Here is a 24,379-nt window from a genome sequence, read left to right on the forward strand (position 1 = left end):
GTGACGCGCCCCTGCCTTGCCTCTTTTCGGCGCGACCCTTGGTCGCATGCCGAGGGAAGCCAAGGAGGTAGGCATGTTGCAACTTCACTTCCGGCCACGCGCAGCGCTCAGCGCGGCGGTCCTGGCGCTAGCGATTATTCTTTCCCTCGGCATTGCGCGCGCCGGCGAGGCACCCGTCAAGCTGGATGCGCGCTTCAGCCAGTCGGTGATGAAAACCGGCGAGACGACCCGTGCGTTCCTGCGCGTCGGCCTGCGCGGCGTTCGCCCGCCCGAAGAGACGGCCCGAACCCCGGCCAATATCGCGCTGGTCATCGACAAGTCCGGCTCCATGCAGGGAGCCAAGATCGCCGACGCGCGCGAGGCCGCGCTGATGGCTCTGGGCCGGCTGACAGCGGATGACACGCTCGCGGTCGTCGCCTTCAATCACGGCGTGGACGTCGTTCTGCCGGCCACATCGGCCGGAGACCTGCCGAACATGCGCCGGGCCGTCCGTGACATCCGCGCCGGCGGCCGGACGGCTCTGTATGCCGGCGTGGAAACGGGAATCGACGAGGTGCTCACGTTCCTCGATCCCTATGCCGTCAACCGGGTGATCCTGCTCTCCGACGGGCTGGCGAATGTCGGTCCCACCTCGCCCAGCCAGATTGCTGCGTTGGGCCGCAAGGCCGCCGGCGAAGGCATCTCGATAACCACCATCGGGCTGGGACTGGGCTATAACGAAGACCTGATGACCCGGCTGGCGCTCAACAGCGACGGCAATCACGCTTTTGTCGAGCACCCGGATGATCTCGTCGGCATTTTCAACAAGGAATTCGGCGATGTGTTCTCGGTCGTCGGTCAAGGCGCAGAGATCGAGATCGACTTCCCCGCCGGCATTCGCCCACTGCGCACTCTCGGGCGCCCAGCCGAAATCGAAGGTCAGCGCGTAAATTTCGACCTGCGCCAGATCTATGGCGGCCAGGAAAAGTATCTGCTTGTGGAGGTGGAGGTCGCGGGCGACGCCGCGCGGAACAAGTTGCAGGCCGCGCAGGTCTCCGCCCGCTATACCGATATGAGGACCAAGCAAGAGGCCGCCCTGAAAGATGTCGTTACGCTGAGCTTCAGCAACGACCCCGACAGGATCGCGGCCAGCCGCGACAAGGACGTGCTCTCGGCGGCCACCATGCAGATTGCCACGGAGCGCAGCGAAAAGGCCGTCAAGCTGCGCGACAGCGGCCGCATCGACGAAGCGAAGAAAATGCTCGAGGATAACGCAGCCTATCTGAAGGAGCAGGCCCAGGCGCTCTCTGCGCCCGCGCTTCAGAGCCTTGCTGAGGAACAGGCACGCGACGCCGAGGCGATCACCTCCGGGAACTGGGTCCGCCAGCGCAAGGACATGCGCTCTCGCCAGTACAAGGGCAAGACACAGCAGAGCTACTGAGAGCCCGCCGGGCGGCGCTCCCGCCCGGCTTTCTAGCCAAAATGCGTGCCCTTGCCGAGCGGGAAGCCGCGCAGGAAATCCACGCCGGACATGGGGCGCTTGCCTGCGCGCTGGACTTTCGTCAGCCGCACCGCCTGATTACCGCAGGCGACCGTAAGCTGATTGTCGAGGAGCTGGCCCGGCTCGCCCCGCCCTTTCACGCAAACCGAGCGGAGCACCTTCACCCGCTCGGGCCGGCCGCCCAGAAGCGCCTCGAACCATGCACCGGGAAACGGAGACATGGCGCGGATGCGGTCATGCACCTCCTGCGCCGGGTTCTCCCAGTGAATGCGCGCTTCTTCCTTCGTGATCTTCGGCGCATAAGTCACCCCCTCGTCGGGCTGAGGGCGGCATTCCAGTTCGCCACGCGCCAGGCGGTCCAGGGCCTTGCCCATCAGACTCGCGCCGACGAATGCCAGCTCGTCATGCAGTTCGCCGGCCGTCATGTCCGGGCCTATCGGAATGCGCTCCATCATGCAGATCGGCCCGGTGTCCATGCCTTCGTCCATCTGCATCACGGTCACGCCCGTTTCGGTGTCGCCTGCCATGATCGCCCGCTGGATCGGGGCGGCGCCGCGCCAGCGCGGCAACAGCGAGGCATGGAGGTTGAGGCAGCCATAAGCCGGCGTATCGAGCACGCGCCGCGGCAGGATCAAGCCATAGGCAACAACGACTGCGACATCAGCCTGCAGCGCGGCCAGCTCGGCGACACTCTCGGGGTTGCGGAAGTTCCGAGGCGTGTAGACAGGGATGCCGGCTTCGTCGGCGAATTTCTGCACCGGTGAGGGACGCAGCCCCATCCCCCGGCCGGCAGGGCGCGGCGGCTGCGTGTAGACCGCGGCGACGTCATGCCCGGCGCAAACAATTTCGCTGAGAGTGGGCACCGAGAAATCCGGCGTGCCCATGAAAACGACCCGAAGCTTCGGCATCTAAGGCCTCACAGGAGACACAGGGGGCGGCGCATTGGGGGCCAGGGCGGAGCGATTCACCCGGCGCGCCGCGGAAAATGATGCGCTGCGGCATCCTCTAGCGCCAGCGCGGCCCGCCGTCCAGCGCCGTTTCGCGCGGCCAACAACCGATTCCGGCTCAGACCGTTTCGCTGCTGCGCTGGGCTTTGATGAACTTCTTGACTAGGCGATCGCGGCGCAGGCGCGACAGGTGGTCGATGAACAGCACCCCGTCGAGATGGTCGATCTCGTGCTGTACGACCGTGGACATCAAGCCCTTGCAGTCCATTTCCTGCGTGGCGCCGTCTTCGTCAATATAGCGCACGCGACACTGCGCCGGTCGCTCGATCTCGGCGTAGATGTCCGGGATCGACAGGCAGCCTTCCTCATGCACACGCGGCTCGTCGCCCAGGCTGACGATCTCCGGGTTGATCATCACGACCGGGTTTTTCTCTTCCTCGTCGCGCGCGATATCGATCACGATCAATCGGCGCGCAACCGCCACCTGCGGCGCGGCCAGCCCGATTCCCGGCGCGTCATACATGGTTTCAAGCATATCAGCCGCGAGCTGGCGCACCTCGTCATCGACGCGCTCAAGCGGCTGCGCCTTCTTCCGAAGGACAGGGTCAGGCATTTTGATGATATCGCGAACGCTCATGCATGGTGAGATAGTCCCATTGAACGGCCCCGTCAAACCGCGCGTTCGCGTTTTGGTCTTCCTGTGCGCCGAATCCCGTTAGGCTCCAGCGCTATGCTGGACACTGCGGCACTCGAAGCCTGGTTCGTGCGTCTCCCGGAGGTTTTGGCGGCCACCGACCCGGTCTGGCTCGTGGCCGCTATCTTCACAGGCGTTCTTGCGGTCTGCATGGTTGCGGTTGCGCTGCTTTGGCGCGCCAGCCTGCGCCGCGCCCGGGCCGATGCCGACCGCATTGCCGAGCAGACGACCGCGCAGACGCAGGCCCTGCATGACGAACTGACCGGGCTCAAGGAGCGGCTTCAGTCCCTGTCGGAACTTTCGCTGCATGGCCAGACCCAGCTTTCAGGCGCGCTGCAGGAGCGCCTTGACCGCGTTTCACAGCATCTGGGCGAGCATCTCCAGGCGCAGCAGCGCGATACCGCCGAGCAGCTCTCCCAGCTCTATCAACGGCTTTCGGTGATCGACAGCGCACAAGCCAAGATCGCCGACCTGACCGGACGCGTGGTGAGCCTTCAGGATATCCTGGCCGACAAGCAGGCGCGCGGCGCGTTCGGCCAGATGCGCATGGAGGCGATCATCCGCGACGCCCTGCCCTCCAGCGCTTACAGCTTCCAGCCGAGCCTGTCGAACGGTACGCGGCCCGACTGCATCGTCCGCCTGCCGGGCACCACCGAGCCGCTGGTCATCGACGCGAAGTTCCCGCTGGAGAATTTTGAGCGCCTCCGGACCGCCCACGAAGCGGAAGCGCGCAAGACCGCGGCCGCGCAAATCCGCCAGGCCGTCGGCCGTCACGTCGACGCGATCGCCGATAAATACATCCTGGCCGGTGAGACGCAGGACAGCGCGCTGATGTTCGTTCCGTCGGAGTCGGTCTACGCCGAAATTTACGAGCATTTCCCCGACCTGATCCAGAAAGCGCACAAGCGCCGGGTCATCATCGTCTCGCCAAATATGCTGATGCTGGCCGTCCAGACCATGCTGAGCATCGTCAAGGATGCGCGTATGCGCGAGCAGACTGATGTGCTGCGCAAGGAGGTCAGCGCGCTGACGCAGGACGTGGCGAAGCTGGCGCAGCGCGCGGCCGGGCTCCAGCGGCATCACCGGCTGATGGGAGAGGAACTGGACAAGCTGGCGGGTTTGAGCGAGACCATCAGCACGCGCGGCCAGCGGATTGACGCGCTCGACTTTGACGAAGCGCAGCCGCCCGCAGCGAACGGGCGCGCGACGGGCTAGCGCGCTGCCGCCCGGCGCAGGCGCGCCCGCAGAAGTGCGTTCGCGGCAAGGGCCGCGAGGGCAGCAGCGGCAATCTGCCAGGCCAGCAGGATCGCCGCATCGCCGGCGCGCACGCCAAGATAGCTATCGGTCAGCGTGCGCGCGATCAGCAGCGCCGGGTTGGCCAGCGACATCGCCGGCGTCGCGAGATAGACGACGGCCAGCGTAAGGCCGGCGAAGGCGCTGCCGATAAGCCGACCGCGCGCCATTGCCAGCGTGACCGCCAGCACAAACACGAAGGTGCCGGCAGCCTCCCCGGCCCAGACGCCCGTGCCGGAGAGCGGCCGTCCGCCATGCTGAATCACGCCCATATCAAAGACCGCGTGCGCGGCGACCACCCCGACGATCGCGCCGACAATCTGCGCGCCTGCGCGCCATGTCGCCGCCTCCACCTCGTCGCGGTTCGTGATGACATCGGCCAGCGTCAGCGCGGGGTTGAGGCGCGCACTCGACGCGGCCATCAGCAGGGCGAGACAGACGCCACCAGTGGCCGCTATGAGCCAGTCCGCGTCCAGCGGCACCCGCTCCGGAAACCGCCCGGCCAGCAAGCCTGCGCCGATCAAGAACGCGCTCAGGATCGCCGTACCAAGCATCTCGGTCGCGAGCTGGCGCACCTCCCGGGCAGTCATGGCATGGACTCGCTATTTCAGGAACATGGGCAGGCCCTCGACCCGCTTGATCCGCGCGCGGTATTGGTCGGGATCGTAGAACATATCGACATCGACAAGCCGTCGGCCCTTTGTACTAATGTCAGCGGGTTGGGTGGTATAGCGGCCATCCTCGATCGCCATCATCAGGCCGCGCTTGCCTTCGTCGAGAAGCTGCACCGCCATCGTGCCGAAGTTGCGGCCCACCATCAGGTCCATCGCGTCAGGCATCCCGGCGCGCAGCAGATAGGCGAGGTTCTGGTTCATCACGTTGATGCCGTGGCGCTTGATGACCTCGCCGACATCCTGACCGATACCGCCGAGTTTGCGATGGCCGTAGGCGTCTGCCGGGCCGCTCTCGACGATGCTGCCGCCCTCGAAATGCGCGCCTTCCGAGACAACGATCACGGCGTAGTGCTGCGGATTGCGCGCGCGGTCCTCGGCAAGCAGGCGGGCAACCTTATCGCTATCGAAGGGCACTTCCGCGATCAGGATGCGGTCCACGCCGGCGAGATAGCCCGTGATGAGCGCCGACTCGCCGGAATAGCGCCCGAACATTTCCACCACCATGACGCGCTCGTGGCTGTCGGCAGGGCTGCGCAGCCGGGTGATGAGTTCGACGCCGCGGTTCACGCAGGTGGAAAAACCGATGCAGTAATCTGTGCCGAAGACGTCGTTGTCCATCGTCTTGGGGATGCACATCGTCGGTGCGCCCTCGGCGTGGAGCCGCGAGGCATAAGAGAGCGTGTCATCGCCGCCGATTGCCACGAGAACATCGAGCTTGAGGTGCTCCAGAACGCGGAGGACGTGGTCGGTGCAGTCGACCTTCTTGTCTTCGGCCTCGCCGGCGAACTTTCCGCGCAGATGCTGCGGCAGGTCCTTGACTGCCGTGGCCGAGGGCTTGGTGCGCGAGGTGTGCAGGAAGGTGCCACCCGCCCGGTCGACGTCGCGCACGACATCGGGCGTCAGCGCAAGTGTCCAGTCGTTCACGGTCTCGGGGTTATCGGGGTCGATGTTCAGCGGACCGGCCCAGCCTCGGCGCAGCCCCGTCACGGACCAGCCCCGCGCCGCGGCCTGCTCCGTCACTGCCTTGATCGCCGCGTTGAGCCCCGGAACGTCACCACCGCCGGTCAGAATGCCAAGATGCATCTCTCGTCCTCATCCTTTGTCCGCAAAGCCTTGCGCGCCAGTGATAAAGACCTTTTGGGCGTGTGCCAATCCCGCCGCGCTCTTTTTCAGGGGCGACGCCATGCCGGTTGTCGGCAGCATGTCCAACCCGTTACTATCCTGCCGAATACAGCGGGGAGCGGCCCGCGGAAATGTACAGACTGGAGAACTGCGCATGGCCGAGAAAACCAGCACAGGCAACTTCTTCGAGGACTTTACGCTCGGCCAGACAATCACGCACGCCACCCCGCGCACGCTGACCTCCGGAGATGCCGCGCTCTACACCGCGCTTTACGGCTCCCGGTTCGCTGTGCAATGCGCCGACAGCTTTGCGCAGAAGATCGGCTATGCGTGCGCGCCGCTGGACGATCTGCTCGTTTTCCACACCGTATTCGGCAAGACCGTGCCGGACATCTCGCTCAACGCGGCGGCCAATCTCGGATATGCCGACTGCCGGTTTGTCAATCCGGTTTATCCCGGCGACACCCTCAGCACGACGTCTGAAGTCATCGGCCTGAAGGAAAATTCCAGCGGCCGCACCGGCGTGGTCTATGTCCGTTCGACGGGACGCAACCAGCATGGCGGCGTGGTGCTGGAGTATGTCCGCTGGGTGATGGTCAACAAACGTGACCCCGAAAGCCCGGCTCCCGAGACCGTGGTACCCGAGTTGCCCGAGACGGTGCCCGCGGAACTCCTCGGCAGCGCCGTGCCACCGCTTCAGATCGAGGGCTATGACACCACACTGGCCGGCGCGCCACACCGGTGGGGCGATTACACGCCAGGCGAGCGCATCGACCACTTCGACGGCATCACGATCGAGGAGGCCGAGCACCAGATGGCGACACGGCTCTATCAGAACACCGCGCGGGTCCATTTCAACCAGCACAGCGAGAAAGATGGCCGCTTTGGCCGCCGGCTGGTCTATGGCGGGCACGTGATCTCGATGGCGCGGGCGCTCAGCTTCAACGGCCTTGCCAACGCGTTCCATATTACCGCTATCAACGGCGGGCGACATGTCGGCCCGGTGTTCGCGGGCGACACGATCTTTGCGTGGTCGGAGGTGCTGGCCCGCGAGGAAATGGAAGGCCGCAGCGACATCGGCGCGCTACGGCTGCGCACTGTGGCGACCAAGAACCGCTCCTGCCTTGATTTTCCGTACAAGGCGGGTGACGCGACGTTCGACCCCAGCGTGGTGCTTGATCTGGATTACTGGGTGGTCATGCCGCGCTAGCGGCCAGCTTAGCTCGTGCGGTCCAGCCCGGCGAAGAAGCGCGTGATGACCTCGGCGGTGGAGATGTCGTTGTTCTGTGCGCCCAGTACCCGCTCCGCCATGAAGCGCAGGTCTTGCACCGGCGAGCCCGGAACGCGGTGGCCGCCCCCTTCAACGCGCAGATGGATAACTGGCGCGCCGCGGCAGTCGGTGCTGTAGAACATCACGACGCGCGAGCCGTCACGGGGGTCGCGATTAGGCAGCATCCGCCGCCCGGGCCGGCCGTCGCAGCCGTTATGCGCACGCCAGAACTCGACGGTCTCGAACGCCGAGACCACGGCACCCCGGCGCCCGCGCAAGCCGACATCGCCGCCGTCATAGGGCATCAGCCGGTCGTCCGTGCCGTTGATGACCATCATCGGGACGGGACGGTCCGGCAGGCATCGGTCAATGACGGGCACCGGCATGTTCGCGATGATCGAAGCGTAACCGGCGAACGCGCCCGGCACCTCGCAGGCAAGGCGCTGGACCATCATGCCGCCGTTTGAGACGCCGGCGACGAACACGCGGTCTGGGTCGGCCAGGCCACGCCGGACGAGACTCTTCTTCAGGCGCAGCAGGAACGCGACATCATCGGAACGCTCCCGACGGAAGCGCCGCCCATCGTTCCAGCCGCGCCCAAGACTGTCAGGATAAACGGTAGCGAACCCTTCTCGCTCGGCAACCCGGTCAAGCCCCATGATCCGGCGCACGCGGGCACCGTCGCCACGGCCACCATGCAGCACTATAACGACAGGCACAGAATCGCCGCGGTCACGCGCGCTGTCGGGGACGAAAACCGTGTAGGTCCGCGGCACGCCGTCCACGACGGTCTCGCCATAAAATTCGCGTGCCTCCGCGCGCGGCCCGAGCATCGCGACCACCAACGCCGCCACAAGGACCGCCCCAAGCCGTGCCTGACTCATGTCTGCCTCTCCACGTGCCGCGCCAAGATCGCGCGCGAATCGGTCACAACGTCGCAAGCGCCCCGCAATCGCCTTCTGAACTGTAGCTCCGGTGATCCACGCGAAGCGCGTGCGCGAACCTTTGATACGCGCCACATTGCATCTGATTATTGCATTGCGGTAAAAGTGTGTAACGACCAAGATCGCGAGAGGTCTCATGTCAGAGCACGCCCACGAGCGGCCGCTGTCGCCGCATCTTCAGATCTATCGCCCCGTCATTTCGATGGTGATGTCGATTTTCCACCGCATCACCGGCACGACGCTCTATCTCGGCATGATCGTCCTGGCCTGGTGGCTTATCGCGGCGGCCAGCGGCCCGGACTACTACGCCGTGGCAATGGACTGGATCGGCTCAGTTCTGGGCTACATCATTCTGCTGGGCCTGTCCTGGTCGGTCTTCCATCACGCGCTCGGGGGGCTGCGGCACTTCCTCTGGGATACAGGACGCGGGTTCGAGATTCCAACGGTATTGCGCCTGTCCTGGGCGACGCTGTTTGGATCACTGACACTGACGGTCCTGTTCTGGGCCGCCCTGCTGATGACGATGGGAGTGATTTGACATGTCGCTACGCACACCTCTGGCACGGGCGCGCGGCCTCGGCTCGGCGCATGACGGAACCAGCCATTTCTGGTGGCAGCGCCTGACGGGGGCCGCGAATCTGATTGCGCTGATCTTCTTCGTCTACACCGTCTTTTCGCTCGCCGGAGCAAGCCATGCCGAGGTGCAGGCATATTTTGACGCACCTCTGGCTGGCGCGCTGATGCTCCTCCTCATCGTGTCCGTCAGTTACCACATGTATCTGGGGATGCAGACGATTATCGAGGATTATGTCCATTCCTCAGGCAGCCGCGTTGTGGCGCTGGCGCTTAATGCACTTTTCTCCGTATTTATCGCACTGGCTTCGGTGCTCGCCGTGCTGAAGCTGAGTCTGGGAGCGTGAACAGATGAACAGTCAGATGAACGGTAACGGCGCGGCCACATCCGCTCCGGGCGTGAACGGCCGCGCCTATCCCTTCAACGATCACAGCTACGATGTCGTGGTGGTCGGCGCGGGTGGTGCCGGGCTGCGCGCCACGTTGGGCTGCGCGGAAGCAGGGCTGAAAACGGCCTGTGTGACCAAGGTGTTCCCGACCCGCTCCCACACCGTGGCCGCTCAGGGCGGCATTGCCGCGTCGCTCGGCAACATGGGCGCAGATGACTGGCGTTGGCACATGTACGATACCGTGAAGGGGTCCGACTGGCTGGGCGATCAGGACGCGATCGAATATCTTTGCCGCCACGCGCCGGCAGCGGTCTATGAGCTGGAACATTACGGCATGCCGTTCTCGCGGACCGATGACGGCAAGATCTATCAACGCCCCTTCGGCGGCATGACAACGCAGTTCGGGGAAGGCCCTCCGGCCCAGCGCACCTGCGCAGCGGCCGACCGCACCGGCCATGCGATGCTTCATACCCTCTACGGCCAGAGCCTGCGTCACTCGGCCGAGTTCTTCATCGAGTACTTTGCGCTCGACCTGATCATGGATGAGGACGGCGTATGCCGCGGTGTCGTCGCGCTTTGCCTTGACGACGGATCGGTCCACCGCATCCGCGCACACAAGACGATCCTCGCCACGGGCGGCTACGGCCGTGCCTATTACTCCTGCACGAGCGCGCACACCTGCACGGGCGACGGCAATGCGATGGTGCTGCGGGCCGGCCTGCCGCTGCAGGACATGGAGTTCGTGCAGTTCCACCCAACCGGGATCTTCGACGCAGGCGTGCTGATCACCGAGGGCGCGCGCGGCGAAGGCGGCTACCTCACCAACTCGGAGGGCGAGCGCTTCATGGAGCGCTATGCGCCAAGCGCCAAGGATCTGGCCTCGCGCGACGTGGTCTCGCGGGCCATGACCATCGAAATCCGTGAAGGGCGCGGCGTCGGGCCGAACAAGGACCACATCCATCTTCATCTCGAGCATCTGGACCCGGAGGTGCTCGCCGAGCGGCTGCCAGGTATCACGGAGGCGGCCAAGGTCTTCGCCAATGTCGACCTGACGCGGGAACCGATCCCCGTGCTGCCGACGGTGCACTACAACATGGGCGGCATCCCCACGAACGTGCACGGCGAAGTGGTCAGCCCGCGCGGCGGCAACCCCGACTCGCCCGTTCCCGGCCTGATGGCCATCGGCGAGGCGGCCTGCGCTTCGGTGCACGGCGCGAACCGGCTCGGTTCCAACTCGCTCATCGACCTGGTCGTGTTCGGCCGGGCGGCGGCCAATCACTGCGCCGACACCATCGAACCGAACACGCCGCATCGCGAATTGCCCAAGGATGCAGGCGACAAGGCCATCGCCCGTCTCGACTACTTCCGCTACGCCGATGGCGGCACCCCGACGGCCCAACTGCGCGCCGACATGCAGAAGGCGATGCAGGAAAACTGCGCGGTGTTCCGCACGCAGGAGATCCTCGACGAAGGCATCGAGCGGATGGCAAACATCTGGTCCGGTGTTGAGGACATCAAGGTCACGGACCGCTCGCTCATCTGGAACACCGACCTGGTCGAGACGCTCGAGTTCGACAACCTGATCGCACAGTCGGCCGTGACGATCCATAGCGCCGCCAACCGGACCGAAAGCCGCGGCGCGCATGCGCGCGAGGACTATCCCGACCGCGACGACGAGAACTGGATGAAGCACACGCTGTCCTGGGCGGACACCGAGGCTCTGAAGGTTCGGCTCGACTATCGCCCGGTGCACAGCTACACGCTGACCAACGACATCACTTACATCGAGCCGAAAGCGCGGGTGTACTGAGCCGGCAATCGGCGCCGCCCCGCAACACGGCTGAGAAGGACACGAGATGGTTCAACTGACGCTGCCGAAAAACTCGACGATCCGCAAAGGCAAGGTGTGGAACAAGCCCGAGAAAGGCGCGAAGGGCAACTTCAAGGCTTTCGAGGTCTATCGCTGGAACCCCGAGGATGGTGAGAACCCGCGCACGGACACGTACTACGTGGACATGGACAAGTGCGGGCCGATGGTCCTCGACGCGCTCATCAAGATCAAGAATGAGATCGACCCGACGCTGACCTTCCGCCGATCCTGCCGCGAGGGCGTGTGCGGGTCGTGCTCGATGAACATTGACGGGATGAACACCTTGGCCTGCACTCGCGCCAGCGCCGACAGCCGGGGCAGTGTCAAGATCTATCCGCTCCCGCACATGAGCGTGGTCAAGGACCTCGTACCGGACCTGACGCACTTCTACGCGCAGCACCGGATGATCCAGCCCTGGCTGGAGACAACCTCCACGACCCCGGAAAAGGAGTGGCGGCAGAGCCGTGAGGATCGTGAGAAACTGGACGGTCTTTACGAGTGCATCATGTGCGCGTGCTGTTCGGCGTCCTGCCCGAGCTATTGGTGGAACAGCGACCGCTACCTCGGTCCGGCCATTCTGCTGCAGGCCTATCGCTGGATCGTGGACAGCCGCGACGAGGCGACGGGTGACCGCCTGGATCAGCTCGAAGACCCGTTCCGGCTCTATCGCTGCCACACGATCATGAACTGCGCGCAAGCCTGTCCAAAGGGGCTGAACCCTGCGAAAGCGATCGCCGAAACCAAGAAGATGATGGTGGAGCGGCGGGGCTAATTGCTTTCACCACGCTCCCGCCTCAGCAGTTCCCGCTTGCGGTCGACACCCCAGCGGTAGCCGCCCAGGCTGCCGTCCGAGCGGAGCACGCGGTGGCAAGGGACTGCGACAGCCGCCGGGTTCGCGCCGCACGCGTTGGCGACAGCGCGCGTGGCAGCCGGCGAACCGATACGCTCGGCGATCTCCGCGTAGGTCGCCGTTTCCCCAAACGGAATGTCACGCAGGGCCTTCCAAACCTTGTGCTGAAACGCTGTGCCCTGAACGTCCAGCGGCAAACGAAAGGCGCCTTTCGGAAGGTCGATAAAGGCGACAGTTTCCGCCACGCATTCGCGTAAGTCCTCCCCAGCGGCGACGAGATGCGCGTTCGGGAACCGCGCACGCAATTCTGTCTCCAACGACTCGTCCCCGTCACCGAAAAAAATCGCGCATAATCCCCGCGCCGTTCCTGCGATCAGCACGCGCCCCACGATGCTGTTGGTCAGGGCATACCAGATCGCCTGGCCGCGCCCGCCCGCCTTGTAATCGCTGGCAGGCATCCCGAGCGCACGATGCGCCTGGACGTAAAAGCGCGCCGCGCTGTCATAGCCCGCCTCGTAGAGCGCCTCGGTAACACTCGTGGCACCTGGCAAGGTCTCGCGAAGGCGCGCCTGGCGCCGCGTGTCGGCATATTGCTTTGGCGACATGCCCACTTCGCGCTTGAACACACGCTGAAAGTGAAATCGGCTCATGCCCGCGGCCTCGGCGAGCGCGCTCAGAGGCGGCGGCGTCTCGCTCTCGCCGATCAGCTGGCAAGCGCCCAAGACCGCTTCCCCTGTCGCATCGGCCGCCGCGTCGGGCCGGCAGCGGAGGCAGGGGCGAAAGCCGGCCGCCCGCGCTTCAGCCGCGGTCTCGAAAAAGACAACATGCTCAGGCTTTGGCCGCCTGGCCGGGCAACCGGGCCGGCAATAGATGCGCGTGGTGCGTACCGCAAACACGAACGCGCCATCGCAGGTGCTGTCGCGTTCCAGCACCGCTGTCCAGCGCGCGTCGTCCTGGCTTGCCTGCATGACCCCTCCTCCCGACTCGCTTCGGCAGGCAGCGTAATGTGCTTGGGCCATGCAGGCAGCCCGTTTGTTGCGCCCAAACGCGCCGCAGCCCGCAGGCGGGACGGCGGCGTTACTCTGCCGCCTTTATCTTCTCGCCCGAGGCTGCTTCCTCCGAGCCACTTTCCTGCGCCAGCCGCTCGGCCGCCTTGGCCCGCTCCTTGAGGATCATGTCGTCGCGCTTGGCTGCAATTGCGCGCAGGCGGTTGAGGGAGCCGCCCGTGCCCGCCGGAATCAGCCGGCCGACGATGACGTTCTCCTTCAGACCTTCGAGGTTGTCGGTCTTGCCGTTCACCGCGGCGTCCGTCAGCACGCGCGTGGTCTCCTGGAAGGAGGCCGCCGAAATGAAGCTGCGCGTCTGCAGGCTCGCCTTGGTGATGCCCAGCAGGACCGGCTCGGCCTCGGCCGGACGCTTGCCCGCAGCCTCCGCCTGGGCGTTCAGCTGCTCGAACTCGATCCGGTCGATCTGCTCGCCCTTGAGCAGGCCGGTCTCGCCCGCATCGGTGACTTCGACCTTCTGCAGCATCTGGCGGACGATCACCTCAATGTGCTTGTCGTTGATGCTCACGCCCTGCAGACGATATACGTCCTGGATCTCGTTCACGAGATAGGTGGCCAGCTCCTCGACGCCCTTGATCGCCAGGATGTCGTGCGGCGCGGGCAAGCCTTCCATGATGAACTCGCCCTTCTCGATCCGGTCGCCTTCCTGAACGGACAGGTGCTTGCCTTTCGGGATCAGGTATTCGACCGGCTCGGCATCCTCCTCATCCGGGCGGATGATGATCGTGCGCTTGTTCTTGTAGTCACGCCCGAACTCGATGGTTCCGGACGCTTCTGCAATGATCGCATGATCCTTGGGACGCCGGGCCTCGAACAGCTCGGCCACCCGCGGCAGACCACCCGTGATGTCGCGGGTCTTGGCACTTTCCAGCGGGATACGCGCCAGCACATCGCCCGCCTTGACCTCCTGACCGGGCTCGACGGAAAGCACCGAGCCAACCGGGATCTGGTAGCGAGCCTCACCGCCGCGCTTGAGCTTCACCACATTGCCCTTGGCGTTCTTGATGACGAGCGCCGGCCGCAGGCTCGCGCCGCGCGGGTTGGAGCGCCAGTCGACGATCACGCGCTGCGTGATGCCGGTGGTCTCCTCGGTCTGCTCACTCATCGAGACACCTTCGACAAGGTCCTCGTAGTCCACCGTGCCGGTGGCCTCGGTCAGGATCGGGCGCGTGTACGGATCCCACTCGGCGAGGCGCTCGCCGCGCTTGATCTTGTCGCCGTCATCGACCTTCATGTGCGCGCCCTGGACGATCTTGTAGGACGCCTGCTCGTTGCCCTCGTCGTCCAGCACCAGCACCGACATGTTGCGGCCCATGGCGACCAGACGGCCCTGGCTGTCCTTGGCAACATTGCGGTTCTTGATCTGCACCGTGCCGGCGAAGTTCGATTCCAGGAACGAGGAGTCGACGACCTGCGCCGTGCCGCCGATGTGGAAGGTCCGCATCGTCAGCTGCGTGCCCGGCTCACCGATCGACTGGGCGGCCATGACGCCGACCGCCTCGCCGAGGTTCACCGGCGTGCCACGGGCCAGATCGCGGCCGTAGCACTTGCTGCAGACGCCGTTGCGCGTCTCGCAGGTCAGCGCCGAGCGAATGCGCACCTGCTGGACGCCGGCTTCTTCGATCTCGCGGGCATGGCGCTCCTCGATCAACTCGCCGGCCTGGACGATCACCTCGCCCGAGGCTGGCGCAACGACATCGTCCGCGGCCGTGCGGCCCAGGACGCGATCGCCCAGCGAGACGATCACCTCGCCCGCGTCGATCACGGCGATCATGTTGATGCCCTTGTCGGTGCCGCAATCCAGTTCGGTAATGATGCTGTCCTGCGCCACGTCGACCAGCCGACGGGTGAGATAGCCCGAGTTCGCCGTCTTCAGGGCGGTATCGGCCAGGCCCTTGCGGGCGCCGTGCGTGGAGTTGAAGTACTCCATCACCGACAGGCCTTCCTTGAAGTTCGAGATAATCGGCGTCTCGATAATCTCGCCGGACGGCTTGGCCATCAGGCCGCGCATACCCGCAAGCTGCTTCATCTGCGCGGGCGAGCCGCGGGCACCGGAGTGCGACATCATGTAGATCGAGTTGAGGGGCAGTTGACGGCCGGTTTCGTCATCCGTTTGCGGTGCCGAGATCCGGTCCATCATCTCCTTTGCGACACGGTCGGTGCACTTCGCCCAGGCGTCAACAACCTTGTTGTACTTTTCGCCCTGGGTAATGAAGCCTTCCATGAACTGCTGCTCATAGTCGCGGACGAGATCATGGGCCTCCTGAACGATTTCATCCTTCGTCTCGGGGATGACCATGTCGTCCTTGCCGATCGAGATGCCGGCCTCGCAGGCGTGGCGGAAGCCCGTCGCCATGATCTGGTCGCAGAAGATGACCGTCTCCTTCTGACCGCAGTTGCGGTACACCGCGTCGATCATCTTGGAGATCATCTTCTTGGTGAGGAGCTGGTTGACCAACTCGAACTTCACGCCCGGCTTTTTCGGCAGCAGTTCACCAAGGAGCATTCGCCCAGGCGTCGTCTCATAGATCTGGGATGTTGGCGTGCCGTCTGGCTCGATGCTTTCGAAGCGAGCCTTGATCCTCGAGTGCAGCGTCACCAGTCCGGCTTCAAGCGCGTGCCGGATTTCCGAGACGCTGCCGAACACCATGCCCTCGCCCGGCTCGTTCGGCTTGTCCAGCGAGAGGTAGTAGAGGCCGAGAACGATGTCCTGCGACGGCACGATGATGGGGCCGCCATTGGCCGGGTGCAGAATGTTGTTCGTCGACATCATCAGCACGCGGGCCTCAAGCTGCGCTTCCAGCGACAGCGGTACATGCACGGCCATCTGGTCGCCGTCGAAGTCGGCGTTGAACGCCGCGCAGACCAGCGGGTGAAGCTGGATCGCCTTGCCCTCGACCAGCACCGGCTCAAACGCCTGAATACCAAGGCGGTGCAGCGTCGGCGCACGGTTGAGCAACACAGGGTGTTCGCGGATCACCTCGTCGAGGACGTCCCAGACCTCGGGCTTCTCCTTTTCGACCAGCTTCTTGGCCTGCTTGACGGTCGCCGCCAGGCCCTTGGCGTCCAGCCGCGAATAGATGAACGGCTTGAACAGTTCCAGCGCCATCTTCTTCGGCAGGCCGCACTGATGCAGCTTGAGCTCAGGACCAACCACGATGACCGACCGGCCGGAATAGTCGACGCGCTTGCCGAGCAGGTTCTGGCGGAACCGGCCCTGCTTGCCCTTGAGCATGTCGGCGAGCGACTTCAGCGGGCGCTTGTTCGCGCCGGTGATGACGCGACCGCGCCGGCCATTGTCGAACAGCGCATCGACCGCTTCCTGCAGCATCCGCTTTTCGTTGCGGATGATTATGTCGGGCGCGCGCAGCTCGATCAGCCGCTTCAGGCGGTTGTTGCGGTTGATGACGCGGCGATACAGGTCATTGAGGTCCGACGTGGCGAACCGGCCGCCATCAAGCGGCACCAGCGGCCGCAGTTCCGGCGGGATGACCGGAATCACCGTCATGATCATCCACTCCGGACGGTTGCCGGACTGGATGAACGCCTCGACGACCTTGAGCCGCTTGGCGAGTTTCTTCGGCTTGAGCTCAGAGGTCGATTCGGCGATTTCCGTGCGGAGCTGATCGCGCAGCTCTTCCAGATCGAGCTTGATAAGGATGTCGCGGATGGCCTCGGCGCCGATGCCGGCGGTGAAGCTGTCCTCACCGTACTCCTCTTGCGCCTGCAAGAACTCCTCTTCCGTGAGAAGTTGACGCTCCTTGAGCGGCGTCAGGCCCGGCTCGATGACAATGTAATTCTCGAAGTAGAGCACCCGCTCAAGATCACGCAAAGTCAGGTCCAGAAGCGTGCCGATGCGGCTCGGCAGCGACTTGAGGAACCAGATATGCGCCACCGGCGCGGCCAGCTCGATGTGGCCCATGCGCTCGCGGCGCACCTTTGACAAGGTGACCTCGACGCCGCACTTTTCGCAGATGATGCCTTTATACTTCATCCGCTTGTATTTTCCGCACAGGCATTCATAGTCCTTGATCGGGCCGAAAATGCGCGCGCAGAAGAGCCCGTCACGCTCGGGTTTGAACGTGCGGTAGTTGATAGTTTCCGGTTTCTTCACCTCACCCATCGACCAGGAGAGAATTTTCTCCGGGCTTGCGATCGAGATCCGAATCTGATCGAATTTCGGGAATTGGGATTGTGAAGAAAAGAGATCCGTTATCTCTTGATTCATAAGTCGTCTCCTAATCCGGTAGCGCTGGGGCGCGCGCTACGTTAGGCCGTCAGGCGCCGCATTCCCCGCCATGCGGCGTCAGTGTCCGTTGTTCAGTCGCGCAGGCGCGGGGCGGGCATCTATCGATCTCTTTCACACCCCACGCCATACGCAATCGTCGTCTCCCTCCGGCGTGCCTTACTCCGCAGCCGAGGCCGGCGGCAGCGAGTATTCCGGAACGCCTTCGTCAGTTACGTCGCTCTGCTGCAGCTCGACATTCAGGCCCAGCGCGCGGATTTCCTTCACCAGCACGTTGAAGCTCTCCGGAATGCCGGCCTCGAAGCTGTCGTCGCCGCGCACAATGGCCTCATAGACCTTGGTGCGGCCGGCCACGTCGTCAGACTTCACGGTGAGCATCTCCTGCAGCGTGTAAGCCGCGCCGTAGGCTTCAAGCGCCCAGACCTCCATCTCGCCGAAGCGCTGTCCGCCAAACTGCGCCTTGCCGCCAAGCGGCTGCTGGGTGACAAGGCTGTAGGGGCCGATCGAGCGCGCGTGGATCTTGTCGTCCACCAGATGATGCAGCTTGAGCAGATACTTGTAGCCGACGGTTACCTTCCGGTCGAAGGCTTCGCCCGTACGCCCGTCGAGCAGCGTGACCTGACCCGATGAGTCGAGCCCGGCCTGACGCAGCATCTCCACGAGCTGGTCCTCGTTGGTGCCGTCGAAGACCGGCGTCGCCACGGGCACACCCTTGCGCAGGTTCTGGCCCAACTCGACAAGCTCCTCGTCGCTGAGCGACTCGATCGTCTCGTTCTCGCCGTAGATCTCGCGCAACTGAGCCTTCAGCTCCGACAGGTCGTTCTCGGCGTGGAAACTCTCCACCGCCCTGTCGATCATGCGGCCCAGACCGCGGGCCGCCCAGCCCAGATGGGTTTCCAGAATCTGGCCGACATTCATACGGCTTGGCACGCCAAGCGGGTTCAGCACGACGTCCACGGGCGTCCCGTCCTCAAGGAACGGCATGTCCTCTTCCGGGACGATCTGGCTGATGACGCCCTTGTTGCCGTGGCGGCCGGCCATCTTGTCGCCCGGCTGCAGCTTGCGCTTTACCGCGACGAACACCTTGACCATCTTCATGACGCCCGGCATCAACTCGTCGCCGCGCTTGAGCTTGTCGATTTTGTCGACAAACCGCTGCTCGAGCTGCTTGCGCGCGTCCTCGTACTGCTTGCGAAGGGCTTCGACGTCGCGCATCGCCTCTTCATCGACGAGCGCGATCTCCCACCACTGGTTGCGCGGCAACTCGTCCAGCGCCTCGGGCGTGACGGTCGAGCCCTTGCGCAGGCCCTTCGGACCTTTCGCGACCTCCTTGCCGTCGAGCAGGTCCTTCAGACGGCCGTAGATGTTGCGATCGAGGATCGCCATCTCGTCGTCGCGGTCCTTGGCCAGACGCTCAAGCTCCTCGCGCTCGATGGCCATGGCGCGCTCGTCCTTCTCGACACCGTGGCGGTTGAAGACGCGGACCTCGACGACCGTGCCGGAGACCCCCGGCGGAAGTTTCAGCGACGTGTCGCGCACATCGGCCGCCTTTTCGCCGAAGATGGCGCGCAGCAGCTTTTCTTCGGGCGTCATCGGGCTTTCACCCTTCGGCGTGATCTTGCCGACAAGGATGTCGCCCGGCTTTACCTCGGCACCGATATAGACGATTCCGGCCTCGTCCAGGTTCCGCAGCGCCTCTTCGGACACGTTGGGGATATCCCGGGTGATTTCCTCCGGGCCCAGCTTGGTGTCGCGCGCCATGATCTCGAATTCCTCGATGTGCACCGAGGTGAAAACATCGTCCTTGACGATGCGTTCCGAGATCAAGATCGAGTCCTCGAAATTGTAACCCATCCAGGGCATGAACGCGACCAGCACGTTCTTGCCGATCGCAAGCTCACCCAGATCGGTCGACTGACCGTCCGCAATGATGTCGCCTGCCTCGACCCGGTCACCGGCACGCACCAGCGGACGCTGATTGATCGCCGAATTCTGGTTCGAGCGCTTGAACTTGCGCAGGTTGTAGATGTCCACGCCGGGCTTGGACGGGTCCATTTCCTCCGTCGCGCGGATGACGATACGGGTGGCGTCGACCTGATCGACAATCCCCGGACGCCGCGCGGCGATGGCCGCTCCCGAGTCGCGCGCCACGACCGATTCCATGCCAGTGCCCACCAGGGGCGCCTCGGCCCGCAGGAGCGGAACCGCCTGACGCTGCATATTCGAGCCCATCAGCGCGCGGTTTGCGTCGTCGTTCTCCAGGAAGGGGATCAGCGCCGCGGCCACCGAGACTACCTGCTTGGGCGAGACGTCGATGAAGTTGACCATGTGCGGCGGCACGAGCTGCACATCACCCGCATGCCGGCAGATGATCAGGTCTTCGGCGAAGGTGCCCTCATCTGTCAGCTCGGCGTTGGCCTGCGCGATGTAATAGCGCCCCTCCTCCATCGCGGAGAGGTAGACCACCTCCTCGGTCACCTTGCCATCCTTCACGCGGCGATACGGGCTCTCGATGAAGCCATACTTGTTGACCCGCGCGAAGGTCGCCAGCGAGTTGATCAGGCCGATGTTCGGGCCTTCCGGCGTCTCGATCGGACAGATACGACCGTAATGCGTCGGGTGCACGTCGCGCACCTCGAAGCCTGCGCGCTCGCGCGTGAGGCCGCCCGGACCAAGCGCGGACAGACGCCGCTTGTGCGTGATCTCCGACAGCGGATTGGTCTGGTCCATGAACTGGCTAAGCTGGCTCGACGAGAAGAACTCGCGCACGGCCGCGGCCACCGGCTTGGCGTTGATCAGGTCCTGCGGCATGACCGTGTCGAGATCGACCGAGCTCATGCGCTCCTTGATGGCGCGCTCCATGCGCACCAGGCCGACCCGGTACTGGTTCTCCATCAATTCGCCCACTGAGCGCACGCGGCGGTTACCCAGATGGTCGATATCGTCGATCTCGCCCTTGCCGTCGCGCAGGGCCACCAGCGTCTTGATGACCGCCAGGATGTCCTCCTTGCGCAGGATGCGCACCGAGTCGTCCGCGTCGAGGTCCAGACGCATGTTCATCTTGACGCGGCCGACCGCCGACAGGTCATAGCGTTCCTCGTCGAAGAACAGGCCCTCGAACAACTTCTCCGCGGCTTCCACCGTCGGCGGCTCGCCCGGGCGCATCACGCGGTAGATGTCCAGCAGCGCCTCTTCGCGCGTGCTGTTCTTGTCCGCGACCATCGTGTTGCGGATGAACGGCCCGGTGTTGACATGGTCGATGTCGAGGATCGGGATTTCCGTCACAGCACCGGCGCGGATCTTGGCAATGACATCCGGCGTCAGCTCGGCGCCCGCTTCGGCATAGATCTCGCCGGTGCTCATGTTGACGATGTCTTCGGCGGCATAGCGGCCGGACAGCGCATCGTCGTGGACCAGCATGTCCTGAAGGCCGCCCTCGGCCAGCTTCTTCGCCTGGCGCGGCGTGATCTTGCGGCCAGCCTCGATCGCCACCTCGCCGGTGTCCGCGTTGATGATGTCATAGGCCAGCTTCAGGCCGCGCATCCGCTGCGGATCGAACGGCATCCGCCAGCCCTGCTCGTCCGCGCGCAGCGTAATCTGGTCGTAGAAGTGGTCGAGAATCTCCTCGTCACCCATACCCAGGGCATAGAGCAGTGTCGTGACGGGCAGCTTGCGCCGGCGGTCAATGCGGGCATGCACGATGTCCTTCGGGTCGAACTCGAAGTCCAGCCAGGAACCGCGGTACGGAATGATTCTTGCCGCGAACAGCAGCTTACCACTGGCATGCGTCTTGCCGCGGTCATGGTCGAAGAACACGCCCGGCGAGCGATGCATCTGGCTGACGATCACGCGCTCGGTCCCGTTGATGATGAACGTGCCATTGTTCGTCATGAACGGAATCTCGCCCATGAACACGTCCTGCTCCTTGATGTCCTTGACCGAGCGCGCGCCGGTCTCCTCGTTGACATCGAAGGTGATCAACCGTAACGTCGCACGAAGCGGGGCCGCATAAGTCAGGTCGCGCTGCTGGCACTCCTCGACGTCGTATTTCGGATCGTCGAACTCGTAACGGACGAATTCGAGCTGCGAGCGCTCGGAAAAGTCTTTGATGGGGAACACCGAACTGAAAACGGCCTGAAGACCCTCGTTGGGGCGGCCGCCCTTCGGCTCCTTCACCATCAGGAAATCGTCGTACGAGCGCTTCTGAACCTCAATGAGGTTCGGCATTTCGGCCACTTCGCGAATCTGGCCAAAGGTCTTGCGGACGCGCTTGCGCCCCGTGAATGTCTGCGCCATCGTAACTCCTTGTCGCACCGCTCGGTCCGTGTTGCGCCTCTGAGCGGGTGAGGCGCTGGAAAAGCCGCTTGCCGCGCACGCTCATCCCAGCGCGCAGGGGAAGCTGCCTTAAGGTGGCCGGCGGGCGCGCAACCCGCCGACCGATCGCGTGTTGCGGGCGTTTGCCCGCCGAATGCTTACTTGACCTCGACTTTCGCGCCGGCGTCTTCCAGCTTTTTCTTGATCTCTTCGGCCTCTTCTTTCGGCACGCCTTCCTTGAGCGGCTTCGGCACGCCTTCCACCAGTTCCTTGGCTTCCTTCAGGCCAAGACCGGTGACGCCGCGCACTTCCTTGATGACGCCAATCTTGTTGTCGCCGAAGGAGGCGAGGATGACGTCGAATTCCGTCTTCTCCTCTTCCGGCGCGGCTTCTGCGGCAGCTCCGCCCGCAGCGGGCATGCCGGCCATCGGCATCGCCATCGGCGCGGCCTGGGCGGAAACGCCCCACTCGTCCTCAAGCTTCTTCACCAGCTCGGCGACTTCCAGCACCGTCAGCTTGGACAGTTCTTCGTAAATACGATCGGTCGCTTCAGACATTTTCCTTTACCTTGCTTCCGTTTGGGTTTCCGTTTTCGGGTGTTGCCAAGATCCTAGGCTGCTTCTTCCTGCTGCTGCTTGCGAGCCTGGAGCACTCCGACAAGATCGGAGGCCGGCGCGTTGAGCGTGCGTGCAAGCTTCTCGCCGGGCGCGTTGAGCGTCCGAACGAGCTTGCCTGCGGGCGCGTTCAGCACACCGACGAGCCGGGCCCGCATTTCGTCGATCGAAGGCATGTCGGCGAGCGCCTTGATACCCTCGGCGTCCACGGCTCCCTTGCCCACGATGCCGCCAACGATGATGAACTTGTCTTTCTCCTTGGCGAACTGTGCGGCAACCTTGGCCGGGGCGACCGGATCTTCCGCGTAGGCGATACCGGTCGGTTCGACGAACAACTCCGCGGCGTCGGCGCGGTCGGTGTTCTGCAGCGCGATCTTGGCGAGGCGGTTTTTGACGACCTTGAACCGAGCTCCGGCCGCTTTCATGCGTTCGCGGAGATCGGTCATCTCGGCCACCGTGAGTCCGGTGTAGCGTGCGACGACGACAGAGCCGGACTCTTCGAAGACATGGCCGAGGTGTTCGACCATCTCGACTTTTTCGGCTCGTTCCACCGCGTCTCTCCAAGGTTCACTGGCGGGGCCGGCAAGGCCGACCTCCACCGCTTCCACCATGTCGCCAGCCTTTCAGGAAGGCCCGAGCGACAGCTGAGATAACCTGTCCCAAGGGCCGTGGCTGACGCCCAAACGGAAAGCTTGGCGTTCAGTCACGTGGACGCTTTCGCGAAACGAATTTTCGTTTCGATCCAGCGCCTCACCCCTGTCTATTGTGGGCCCCTTGCGGGATTAAGCCGTTTCCGGCACCCCCAGTCTCGGACAGGATTTTGCCGAGCCTTGCAGCCCGGCACTTTCCGGCGCGAACGCCGGAAACAGGTTGGCGGCACGGGGCCGCCTGAAATTTTCTAGGCGCTCAACACGCTCTGCGTGTCCACCTGAACGCCCGGTCCCATCGTCGAGGTGAGCGACAGCTTCTTCAGATAAGTGCCCTTCGCGCCGGCGGGCTTCGCCTTCATCACCGCATCGGCGAAGGCGCGGATGTTCTCCACCAGCGCATCCTCGGGGAAGCTTGCCTTGCCCACACCAGCATGGACGATGCCGGCCTTCTCGACCCGAAACTCGACCGCGCCGCCCTTGGCAGAGCGCACGGCCTCGGCGATATCGTTGGTCACGGTGCCGACCTTCGGGTTGGGCATCATGCCCCGCGGGCCCAGCACCTTACCGAGCCGGCCGACCAACGGCATCATGTCCGGGGTAGCAATACATTTATCAAAGTTGATATTTCCTTTCTGAACCTCTTCGACCAGGTCCTCGGCGCCCACCACTTCCGCGCCGGCCTCGCGCGCCTCGTCCTGGCGCTCCGGCTTGGCGAACACTGCCACGCGCACCTCTCGGCCGGTGCCGTTCGGAAGCTGGCAAACCCCGCGCACCATCTGGTCGGCGTGGCGCGGATCGACGCCCAGGTTGACAGCGACTTCGACCGTCTCATCGAATTTCGCCACGGCGTTCTCCTTGACCAGCTTCACCGCTTCGGCGACGTCATAGGTCTTCCCGGTCTCAATGTTCTCGCGCAGGTTCCGCAAGCGTTTTCCAACCTTTGCCATTGTCCTTACTCCTGCACCGCCAGACCCATGGACTTCGCCGACCCCTCGACAATGCGCATGGCATCCTCGATGTCGTCGGTGTTGAAATCCTTCATCTTCGTCTCGGCGATCTCGCGAATCTGATCGCGCGTCACCGTTCCGGCCTTCTGGCGGCCCGGCTCCTTGCTGCCGGACTTCAGCCCCGCCGCCTTCTTCAAGAAGTACGTCGCCGGCGGCGTCTTCATCGTGAAGGTGAAGGATTTGTCCTGATAGATCGTGATGAGCACGGGCACCGGCGCGCCGGGCTCGATCTCGCCGGACGCGGCGTTGAACGCCTTGCAGAACTCCATGATGTTCAGACCGCGCTGACCAAGCGCCGGGCCGATCGGCGGCGACGGATTGGCCTGGCCGGCCGGAACCTGCAATTTGAGATATCCTGTTACCTTTTTCGCCATCAGT

The 24,379-nt window shown here is 64.2% G+C and carries 19 protein-coding genes; 7 read left to right on the top strand and 12 right to left on the bottom strand.

The annotated features are described in order from the left end of the window. Positions 1-73: 73 nt before the first annotated feature. Complete coding sequence (locus BXY53_RS09370; protein ID WP_170144391.1) at positions 74-1,420, top strand: vWA domain-containing protein; 1,347 nt, start codon at positions 74-76, stop codon at positions 1,418-1,420. Between the two features lie 32 nt (positions 1,421-1,452). On the opposite strand, the gene fmt is transcribed toward BXY53_RS09370, so the two are convergent. Both fmt and def read right to left on the bottom strand, forming a co-directional pair. Then, positions 1,453-2,388 carry a methionyl-tRNA formyltransferase gene (gene fmt, locus BXY53_RS09375; RefSeq protein ID WP_119061556.1) on the bottom strand — a complete coding sequence of 312 codons (936 nt, stop codon included), beginning with the start codon at positions 2,386-2,388 and terminating at the stop codon, positions 1,453-1,455. Positions 2,389-2,545: 157 nt separating this feature from the next. Next, positions 2,546-3,064: a peptide deformylase gene (def, locus tag BXY53_RS09380; RefSeq protein ID WP_119061557.1), complete on the bottom strand. Its 519-nt coding sequence runs from the start codon at positions 3,062-3,064 to the stop codon at positions 2,546-2,548. A 93-nt stretch (positions 3,065-3,157) separates the two neighbouring features. On the opposite strand from def, the gene BXY53_RS09385 reads away from it, so the two are divergent. Continuing rightward, positions 3,158-4,336 (top strand): DNA recombination protein RmuC, encoded by a 1,179-nt coding sequence (locus BXY53_RS09385; RefSeq protein WP_119061558.1) that lies wholly within the window; start codon positions 3,158-3,160, stop codon positions 4,334-4,336. On the opposite strand, the gene BXY53_RS09390 is transcribed toward BXY53_RS09385, so the two are convergent. Then, positions 4,333-5,004, bottom strand: a complete 672-nt coding sequence (locus BXY53_RS09390) for an MIP/aquaporin family protein (RefSeq protein ID WP_119061559.1) — start codon at positions 5,002-5,004, stop codon at positions 4,333-4,335. The two genes, BXY53_RS09385 and BXY53_RS09390, sit on opposite strands and share 4 nt — an antisense overlap. Positions 5,005-5,016: 12 nt before the next feature. After that, positions 5,017-6,171, bottom strand: a complete 1,155-nt coding sequence (locus tag BXY53_RS09395; protein ID WP_119061560.1) for a 6-phosphofructokinase — start codon at positions 6,169-6,171, stop codon at positions 5,017-5,019. Positions 6,172-6,364: 193 nt separating this feature from the next. Here BXY53_RS09395 and BXY53_RS09400 point away from each other — a divergent pair, with 193 nt between their 5' ends. Beyond that, complete coding sequence (locus BXY53_RS09400) at positions 6,365-7,420, top strand: MaoC family dehydratase (RefSeq protein ID WP_119061561.1); 1,056 nt, start codon at positions 6,365-6,367, stop codon at positions 7,418-7,420. Positions 7,421-7,428: 8 nt separating this feature from the next. Here BXY53_RS09400 and BXY53_RS09405 read toward each other — a convergent pair whose 3' ends face one another. Next, the gene (locus BXY53_RS09405; RefSeq protein ID WP_170144392.1) at positions 7,429-8,364 is read right to left on the bottom strand and encodes a CE1 family esterase; all 936 of its coding nucleotides are present in this window, start codon (positions 8,362-8,364) and stop codon (positions 7,429-7,431) included. A gap of 196 nt (positions 8,365-8,560) precedes the next feature. On the opposite strand from BXY53_RS09405, the gene sdhC reads away from it, so the two are divergent. From sdhC to BXY53_RS09425, 4 genes are read left to right on the top strand one after another with little or no spacing between them, the layout of a single operon-like run. Beyond that, positions 8,561-8,962, top strand: coding sequence for a succinate dehydrogenase, cytochrome b556 subunit (gene sdhC, locus BXY53_RS09410; protein WP_119061563.1), 402 nt, complete (start codon positions 8,561-8,563; stop codon positions 8,960-8,962). Between the two features lies 1 nt (position 8,963). Then, entirely contained in the window at positions 8,964-9,344 is a 381-nt protein-coding gene (sdhD, locus tag BXY53_RS09415) for a succinate dehydrogenase, hydrophobic membrane anchor protein (RefSeq protein WP_119061564.1), read from the top strand. Between the two features lie 4 nt (positions 9,345-9,348). Further along, positions 9,349-11,196, top strand: coding sequence for a succinate dehydrogenase flavoprotein subunit (gene sdhA, locus BXY53_RS09420; protein ID WP_119061565.1), 1,848 nt, complete (start codon positions 9,349-9,351; stop codon positions 11,194-11,196). 46 nt (positions 11,197-11,242) lie between these two features. Next, on the top strand, positions 11,243-12,028 hold the full coding sequence (locus BXY53_RS09425; protein WP_119061566.1) for a succinate dehydrogenase iron-sulfur subunit: 786 nt from the start codon (positions 11,243-11,245) through the stop codon (positions 12,026-12,028). Here BXY53_RS09425 and ada read toward each other — a convergent pair. From ada to rplK, 7 genes are all read right to left on the bottom strand, one after another. Next, on the bottom strand, positions 12,025-13,074 hold the full coding sequence (gene ada / locus BXY53_RS09430; protein WP_119061567.1) for a bifunctional DNA-binding transcriptional regulator/O6-methylguanine-DNA methyltransferase Ada: 1,050 nt from the start codon (positions 13,072-13,074) through the stop codon (positions 12,025-12,027). The genes BXY53_RS09425 and ada overlap by 4 nt on opposite strands. A gap of 109 nt (positions 13,075-13,183) precedes the next feature. Further along, entirely contained in the window at positions 13,184-17,398 is a 4,215-nt protein-coding gene (rpoC, locus tag BXY53_RS09435) for a DNA-directed RNA polymerase subunit beta' (protein ID WP_119061568.1), read from the bottom strand. Between the two features lie 177 nt (positions 17,399-17,575). Continuing rightward, the gene (rpoB, locus tag BXY53_RS09440; RefSeq protein ID WP_119061569.1) at positions 17,576-21,712 is read right to left on the bottom strand and encodes a DNA-directed RNA polymerase subunit beta; all 4,137 of its coding nucleotides are present in this window, start codon (positions 21,710-21,712) and stop codon (positions 17,576-17,578) included. A 176-nt stretch (positions 21,713-21,888) separates the two neighbouring features. Further along, positions 21,889-22,287 carry a 50S ribosomal protein L7/L12 gene (gene rplL / locus BXY53_RS09445; RefSeq protein WP_119061570.1) on the bottom strand — a complete coding sequence of 133 codons (399 nt, stop codon included), beginning with the start codon at positions 22,285-22,287 and terminating at the stop codon, positions 21,889-21,891. Positions 22,288-22,340: 53 nt separating this feature from the next. Beyond that, complete coding sequence (gene rplJ / locus BXY53_RS09450; protein ID WP_119061857.1) at positions 22,341-22,895, bottom strand: 50S ribosomal protein L10; 555 nt, start codon at positions 22,893-22,895, stop codon at positions 22,341-22,343. Positions 22,896-23,242: 347 nt separating this feature from the next. After that, positions 23,243-23,941, bottom strand: a complete 699-nt coding sequence (rplA, locus tag BXY53_RS09455; protein WP_119061571.1) for a 50S ribosomal protein L1 — start codon at positions 23,939-23,941, stop codon at positions 23,243-23,245. A 5-nt stretch (positions 23,942-23,946) separates the two neighbouring features. Continuing rightward, entirely contained in the window at positions 23,947-24,375 is a 429-nt protein-coding gene (rplK, locus tag BXY53_RS09460) for a 50S ribosomal protein L11 (RefSeq protein WP_119061572.1), read from the bottom strand. Positions 24,376-24,379 lie beyond the last annotated feature (4 nt).

Source organism: Dichotomicrobium thermohalophilum, from assembly GCF_003550175.1.
In the GTDB taxonomy this organism is placed as follows: Bacteria; Pseudomonadota; Alphaproteobacteria; order Rhizobiales; family Rhodomicrobiaceae; genus Dichotomicrobium; species Dichotomicrobium thermohalophilum.